The sequence below is a fragment of the Bacillus sp. EE-W1 genome, assembly GCF_009760835.1.
Taxonomy (GTDB): Bacteria; Bacillota; Bacilli; order Bacillales; family Bacillaceae_G; genus Bacillus_A; species Bacillus_A wiedmannii.
Genome location: NZ_WIPE01000036.1, coordinates 1 through 1,157 on the forward strand (window position 1 = coordinate 1; position 1,157 = coordinate 1,157).

The following is a 1,157-nucleotide window of genomic DNA, read 5'->3' on the forward strand; positions in this document are numbered from 1 at the left end:
CTTGAGCTTCAGCTGCTTCACGAGCTTTAGTTGCTTCCTCCGCCTTAGCTTTAGCTTGCGTTTCAGCTACTTCACGAGCTTTAGTTGCTTCCACTGCTTTAGCTGTATCTTGAACTTTAGTTGTTTTTTCAGCTTTAACTACTGGTTGAACTTTAACTGGTGCTTTACCTGTTAAGTAAGGAACATGAACATAAGCTGTTTTGCCGTTATATTCAAATTGGATCCAGTCGTTTTGTACTTGGTGTGTTGTTTCAATTACATCATCTTGTTTTAATTTACCAAGAATTTCTGAGTCTGTGTTTGCACCAGCACGTACGTTTAATACGTTTGCTGTTACGTAGTAAGTGTCTTTAGTATAGTCAGCGCTAATGAAAGCTTCTTTACCGCTGTTTAATTTCACTTTTGACCATCCGTTTTCTGTATGTAAAACGTTAACTTTATATCCATCTAATAATTTTCCTACAACTTTTGATTCAGTAGTTGGGTTTTCTCGTACATTTAGTACATCAGTCGTTACGATTGTTTCTGCTTTAGCAGATGTTGTGAAAATCCCAAGACCAAAAACCGCTGCTGTTGCTATACCCATAAATTTTTTCATAATAGCCTCCATTGCATTTGTTTTCGTTGACCTCATTATAGCAACCATTATTTTCTTATTTGCGGAAAACATAAAATTACAAAGGTTTCGTAACGGGTCATTAATATTCTGTAATAATTCCAGTAATATCCTAAAAGCGCTTTCTTATAGTTTATAGGGGAGGTTAGAGCATACAATACATAAAAAGAGGAGTATTTCAATTTCTAATAGGTTAATAACGTTTCTGTAGTGTTACGTAATCATTTCGAAAACATTACAAAAACGGCGTTTTTTTCTATTGGAACAGGAAAGTAGTTATGTAAAAATAACTATTTTAGTTGTAGAGAAATATAAATGAGGTGAAAATCGATAAAATATCGCCATAATTGTTACAAAATAAGTCGAGGTATGGAAAAAATTACGCCTTGATTTTAGTCTGTCACATATTATTTTTGCAATAATAGGATTCTATAATAGCTTTAGTACTTTGAAATAGTTAAAGGTATGTAAAACGTGAAACATATATAATAGAAGAAACACGATTTAATAGATAAAGTGAAACTTTAATCAGTGGGGGTCT

Annotated in this window: 1 protein-coding gene; it reads right to left on the minus strand. The window is 33.1% G+C overall.

The window, feature by feature from the left end; genetic code table 11:
- The coding region (locus tag GFJ36_RS03535; RefSeq protein ID WP_157349459.1) for an SH3 domain-containing protein at positions 1-721 on the minus strand (721 nt) is incomplete at its 3' end.
- Positions 722-1,157: the final 436 nt, after the last annotated feature.